The organism is Amaricoccus sp., assembly GCF_017993425.1.
Classification (GTDB): Bacteria; Pseudomonadota; Alphaproteobacteria; order Rhodobacterales; family Rhodobacteraceae; genus Amaricoccus.
Genome location: NZ_JAGOMQ010000081.1, coordinates 1 through 6,014, shown reverse-complemented (window position 1 = coordinate 6,014; position 6,014 = coordinate 1). Strand labels below are relative to the sequence as shown.

Here is a 6,014-nt window from a genome sequence, read left to right as displayed (position 1 = left end):
CCGCCACCCCGGACCTCGGCTGGACCGCCACCGGCTTCGTCCTCGGCCAGGGCGCGGAGGCGATCTCCGGCGCCCCCGCCACCACCGCCGCCGCGGCGAGCGGCGCCGGGACCTACACGATCACCAGCGGCACGCTCCACGCCCGCAACTACGTCCTCCCCGAGATCACCGCGACCCTCACCGTCACCCCGGCCCCCCTCACCGTGACGGCGAACGACGCCGCCCGCGTCGAGGGCGCGCGCAACCCCGCCTTCACCGCGCGCTTCGACGGCTTCGTCCGCGGCGAGGGCGCGGGCGACCTCGCCGGCGCCCTCGCGCTCGCCACCGACGCCGACCGCGCCAGCCCCGCCGGCCGCTACGCCATCACCGGCTCGGGCCTCGCGAGCGCCAACTACGCCATCACCTACGCCCCGGGCACGCTCACCGTCGCCGCCGCCGCGGCGCCGCTGCCGCAGGGCCCGGCGCTCGCCAGCATCGACGACGCGATCGACATCCCCGAGCGCGGCCTGCCGCCCTACACGCCGGGCGACTCGGCCTTCCGCACCACCCGCGCCGAGGCCCCGATCGCCCGCGACAGCACCTTCCGCCTCACCTACTCGCTCGGCGAGATGGCGCAGTCCACGCCCGCGGCCGCACCCGCCGACACACCCGCCGAAACCGGCGGCTTCGTCCCCGCCGCCGGCTCGGCCGGCCCCGCCGAGGCCGACGCCTCCGCGCCGACCTGCGGCCCCGTCGACCTCGGGGCCGAGGCCGCAGGCGCCGTCTGCGCCCGCACCCTCGTCGCGGAATCGTTCTGGACCACCGCCTTCCCGGAGACCCCGCGATGACCCCCCGCCTCCTCCGCGCCGGGCGCGCCGCCGCGCTCGCCCTCGCGGCCGCCCCGGCGGCCCCCGCCCTCGCCCAGTCGCCCGGGAGCTTCCTGCCGGGCGCCGAGGCCGGCCGCGCCGCGCCCGCCGCGCTCGCCCCCGACACGCCCGCGCCCCCCGCCCCGCTCACGCCCGGCCCCGCCGGCGCCGGCGTCACGCTGCGCGGCGTCCGCCTCGAGGGCGCCTCCGCCGTCCCCCCGGGCGAGCTCGCGCCGCTCTGGTCGGGGCTGATCGGGACCGAGGTCACCCTCGCCACCCTCAACGAGCTCGCCGAGGCGATCGGCGCCGCCTACCGCGCCCGCGGCTTCGTCCTCTCCCAGGCCGTCCTGCCGCCGCAAACCGTCGCCGACGGCGTCGTCGCCATCCGCGTCGTCGAGGGCTTCATCGCCGACGTCACCGTCACCGGCGGCGCCCCGAACCAGAACGCCGCCGCCGCGACGCTCTTCGCCCCCGTCCCCGCCGACCGCCCCCTCCGCATCGAGACGCTGGAGCGCGCCGTCCTCCTCTCCCGCGACTTCCTCGGCGGCGAGGTCGAGACCCTGCTCGAGCCGGCCGCCGACACCTTCGGCGCCGCCGATCTCACCGTCGCGGTCGCGCAGAACCCCTTCGACGGCTTCGTCTCCGTCGACAACCGCGGCTCGCGGCTCTACGGCGAGGCCTCCTTCGCCACCGGCGCGACGGCCTACAACCTCCTCGGCCTGAACGAGAAGCTCGACTTCCTCGCCGCCGGCGCCTTCGACAGCTCGCTCGGCTTCGTCCAGGGCGGGATCGCCATCCCCCTGCTCGGCCTCGCCGGGACCTGGGCCGACGGCGCGACGCTGGAGCTCGAGGCCGACTACGCCGACGGCGCCCCCGACCTCGCCCAGTCCGGCGCCCCAGACGCCCAGACGCTGACCACTGAGGAGACGAACCTCCGCCTCGCGCTCAGCGTCCCCTTCCTCCGCACCCGCGCGCAGAACCTGCGCCTCGACCTCGGCCTCGAATGGCAGGACAGCAGCAACGTCACCGGCCTCGGCGCCGACGAGGTGACGGAGGACGACCGGCTCCTCGTCCTCGACGCGCACCTCGCCTGGGACCGCGCCGACCGCTGGGGCGGCGTCAGCCTGGTCGAGGCCGGGCTGCGCCAGGGCATCGACGCCTCCGACACCTTCGTCGGCGGCGGCGTCTCGAACGGCGTCCCCGACTTCACCCTGATGACGCTGGAGCTCGCCCGGCTGCAACGCCTCGGGCAGGGCCCCTGGGCGCTCTGGCTCGAGGGGATGGGCCAGTACGCCCTCGACATCCTGCCGAACTCCGAGCGCTTCGGCCTCGGCGACGCCACGATCGGCCGCGGCTACGCCCCGGGCAACACCACCGGGGATTCCGGCTATGGCGGCCGGGCCGAGCTGCGCTACGGCGTCGATCCCGCCCGCCTCGCCGGCTTCGCCGAGGGGGCCGAGCTCTACGCCTTCGGCGACTACGGCCGGGCCTACGACCGCGACGGCGAGCGCGACGGCCGGCGCTGGGAGACCCTCGCCTCCGCCGGCGCCGGCGTCCGGCTCGACGTCCGGCCGTGGCTGACGATCATCCCCGAGATCGCCCGCCAGCTCGACGGCCAGGCCACCGACACCACCGACCGCCACAAGGAGACCCGCCTCTACCTGAGCGTCGTCGCCCGCTTCTGACCCCGGCGCCCGGCCCGGGTCCGGACCGGCGCCGCGCATCGCCGACCGGCCCGGGTCCCGGCCCGCGCCTCGCCTCGCATCGCCGACCGGCGAAGGCGCCGCCGGGTCGGTTCCCGGGCCGGGCGCCAGCGCCCCGCGCATCGCCGACCCGCGACCGCGGCGCCCGTCCCCGGACCCGTCCGCGGAGAGACGGTCGAGCCCGCGCAACATCGCAGCGCGCCGCGGGCGCAACGGCAGAGCCCGCGCGACCTCGACGCGGCGCCACCGCCCGCGGCCGCATCTGCGGCCATGTCGGCTGCTGCGACAGCTCGCCCAGCCGCCACGCCACCGCGCATTTCCCCGCCGCCGGCCACCCGGTCATCGAGGGCTACGACCCGCCGGAGGGTTGGGGCTGGCGCTACGTCGACGCGGCCTTCGTCGACCTCCCCGACCAGACCCCCGGGACGGCCCGATCCCGCGCTTCGTCTGAGGACATCCGTGGCCCGGAACATTCCCCCTACGCAAAATCAAGCACTTGGACAATTTTCACGCGTGAACAGTGCCGGATCCGGCCGGCGCATTCGGGGCGTTCCGCCCATCGGGGCCGGCCCGCCGCCAGCGGCGCCGGCCTTCAGGCCCGGCTCAGAACCACTTCCCCGCGGTGATGTCGTCCGGCGGCGCGACATGCGCGGTCGGGGCGGGCGGAACGCTGACGAACTGGCCCTTGATCCCGGCGTTCCACAGCTTCGCCCGGTCGAGGAGCTGCCGCTCGGCGCTCTGCATCCGCCCCCGCGTCATCAGCACCCCGAGATCCGCCCCGTGGTAGCAATAGTCCCCCGGCCCGTAGACCCGCAGGTAGAACGCCTCGCTCTCGTCGCCGATCGAGGTGACGTTGAGCGCCGGCCGCAGGAACCTGACCACGCCGTCCGTCCCCATCTTCCAGATCCCCGAGCGCGGCCCCTTGGTGATCAGCTCGACCTTGTCCTCGGTCTGCTTCAGCACGAGCTGGGTCCAGTTGTCGTAGTCCGTCCACCGCGCCTGCACCGCCGGCAGGTCGATCTCCCAGTCGACGTCGAGGAACTCGAGCAGGTGGAACAGGAACAGCGGACACCCGCCATAGGTCGAGGTGATCAGGTTGGTCGGCGCCGTCGCGCCGGAGATGCGCGGGTTCAGCTCGCCGAGATAGACCTCGTTGGTGTCGGTATCGAGCAGGAAGTCGAGGCAGAACACCCCCTTGTAACCCTCGGCATAGAGCCGGTCGCCGAACTTCCGCGTCATCTCGCGCACCTTGTCCGGCACGCCCGGCGGCAGGATGTCCGGCGCCATGTCGTTGCCGCACCAGCCGCCCTTGTAGGGGGTGATCTCCTCGAAGCCGGTGATGTCGGTCATCACCGGCCCGACCAGCGTGCCATGCCGCGTGGCGCAGCCTTCGATCGTGCCGGGGAGGTGGTTGATGCGGCGCATCACCTTCAGCTCCTCGCCGCGCATCTTCGGCGCATAGCGGTCCCAGTCGTCCTCGGCCTTGACAAAGAAGGTCGTCCGCCCGCTGTCGCCATAGGGCGTCTGCACGACGAGGTCGCGCCCGAGGCCCGCGCTGTCGGCGAGCGCGCAGAGCTCCTCCCAGCTTGTCGCCCGCCCCATCGTGTTGGGCGCCGAGGCGACGCCCGCCTCGTTGCCGAGCCGCGTCGTCTCGATCTTGCTGTCGAGGCGGTTCCTCAGCGCATAGGGCGGCAGCGCCATGTCGAGCCCGACCTCCGCCGCCAGCGCCTCGGTCTCCTCGTCGAACATCACCGCCAGCGCCAGCCCGCGCTTGCGCCCCGCGATGCGGGCGCGGAAGTCAGGATGCGAGATCAGGTAGTTCGCCACGTCCTCCATCGACTTGAACTCCGGCGCGCCGGCGGTCGAAGGGATGAAGCAGCGCGGATGCGCGCCCTCGAAGATGTCGAAGTAGTTCACGAACTCGAACGACCCCACCCACTGGTCGAGCCCGAGCAGGTTGAACGGCATCGGCATGACCGCATAGATCGGCGTCTCGTTGCGCCGGACGTAGCGATAGATCTCGCTCAGGCTGCGCAGCTTCGGCGTCGTCGCCATCTCAGTCCCCCTGTCGTGCTTGCATGTCTCAAGGTTCGTCCGCCGCGCCGGACCGACCGCGGGTTTCTCCGCAGCCGGCTCCGCTGCCCGGTCCGCCGCGCCGCCTGCGGCCCGGCCCAGGAACCGGCGCAGAAGGACGCGCAGCCCGCGACACGGATCACGCCGCGCCGCAGGCCTCTCCGTCAAGCCCCGGCCGCCCCGATCGGCCCCATCACGCCGGCCCCATCACGCCGGGTCCGGCAGGTCGGAATGCCCGGTCGTCAGCTCCTGGCGGATGATCGCGTCCGACGCGCCCGGATGCATCGCCCGCGCCCAGAGATAGAAGACGAGCCCGATCGCCGCCCAGCCGCCGGCGATCGCCCATTCATAGGGCCAGACCAGCGCCGCCGGGCTGATCGGCAGGTAGAGGATGGCGAGCCCGCAGGCGAGCACGACCGCGCCGCGGCCGACCCATTCCCCGTGCCGCACCCGGAACGGCCGCGGCATGTCGGGCTCCTTGCGCCGCAGGACCAGGAACGAGGCCGCGACCATCGCATAGGCCACGACGATCCCGAGCCCGCCGGCGTCGACCAGCCAGACCAGCGCCCGCCGCCCGAAGAGCGGCGCGATCGCCGAGAGCAGGCCGATCAGCAGGATGGCGTTGACCGGCGTCTTGTAGACCGGGTGCAGCTTGCCGAGGAAGGCCGGCAGCATCTTGGCGTGCGCCATGGCGTAGATCGCCCGGCTGCCGCCGACGAGGAAGGCGTTCCAGCTCGTCACGATGCCGCCGATCCCGGCAAGCACGAGGAGCTTCCCCGCCCAGGCGCCGTTGAACACCGCCGACATCGCATCCGCCGTCGGCAGGCTCGACGCCGCGGAATCCTCCGCCGACAGCGCCAGCGACACCGCGAGCACGATCAGGATGTACCAGAGCACCGCCATGACGACCGAGACGATCAGCAGCCGTCCGATCTGCTCCGGCGGCAGGTTGATCTCCTCGGCCGCCTGCGGGATCACGTCGAAGCCCACGAACATGAACGGCGTCATGATCAGCACCGCCATGATCCCCGCCGCGCCGCCGACGAAAAGCGGCTCCATATGCGCCCGCTCGCCGTTGAAGAGCGAGCCGGTGACCAGCATGATCCCCACGACGATGATCAGCGCGGTGACCACCTTCTGCAGGAGCGCGGTGGTCTTGATCCCGACGATGTTGATCCACGTCATCGCGATCGCCCCGAGGCTGCCGACGAGAACCCAGGTCAGGTAGACGTCCCAGCCCGCGACCGACCACAGGAGCCCGACCTTCTAGTTCGGGAACAGGTGCTCGATCACCGTCGGCAGCGCCACCGCCTCGAAGGCGACCACCGAGACGTAGCCGAGGATGATCGCCCAGGTGCAGAGGAACGAGCCGCCCATGCCGAAGGCGCGATGG

General features: G+C 73.3%; 5 protein-coding genes. 3 read left to right on the top strand and 2 right to left on the bottom strand.

Annotation, left to right across the window (positions count from 1 at the left end):
• From KBB57_RS19770 to KBB57_RS20170, 3 genes are all read left to right on the top strand, one after another.
• On the top strand, window positions 1-827 hold an 827-nt coding region (locus KBB57_RS19770; RefSeq protein WP_290754044.1), incomplete at its 5' end, for an MBG domain-containing protein.
• Window positions 824-2,530, top strand: a complete 1,707-nt coding sequence (locus tag KBB57_RS19765) for a ShlB/FhaC/HecB family hemolysin secretion/activation protein (protein WP_290754042.1) — start codon at window positions 824-826, stop codon at window positions 2,528-2,530. The genes KBB57_RS19770 and KBB57_RS19765, both read left to right, overlap by 4 nt.
• A complete protein-coding gene (locus KBB57_RS20170) occupies window positions 2,419-3,174 on the top strand; it encodes a UBP-type zinc finger domain-containing protein (protein WP_367272725.1) in 756 nt (251 codons plus the stop codon). Before KBB57_RS19765 ends, KBB57_RS20170 begins: the two co-directional genes overlap by 112 nt.
• Here the strand turns inward: KBB57_RS20170 and KBB57_RS19760 are convergent.
• Together KBB57_RS19760 and KBB57_RS19755 are read right to left on the bottom strand one after the other, a co-directional pair.
• Window positions 3,152-4,603, bottom strand: a complete 1,452-nt coding sequence (locus KBB57_RS19760) for a biotin carboxylase (protein WP_290754040.1) — start codon at window positions 4,601-4,603, stop codon at window positions 3,152-3,154. The two genes, KBB57_RS20170 and KBB57_RS19760, sit on opposite strands and share 23 nt — an antisense overlap.
• Before the next feature lie 225 nt (window positions 4,604-4,828).
• The gene (locus KBB57_RS19755; protein ID WP_290754047.1) at window positions 4,829-5,845 is read right to left on the bottom strand and encodes an APC family permease; all 1,017 of its coding nucleotides are present in this window, start codon (window positions 5,843-5,845) and stop codon (window positions 4,829-4,831) included.
• Between the last annotated feature and the right edge of the window lie 169 nt (window positions 5,846-6,014).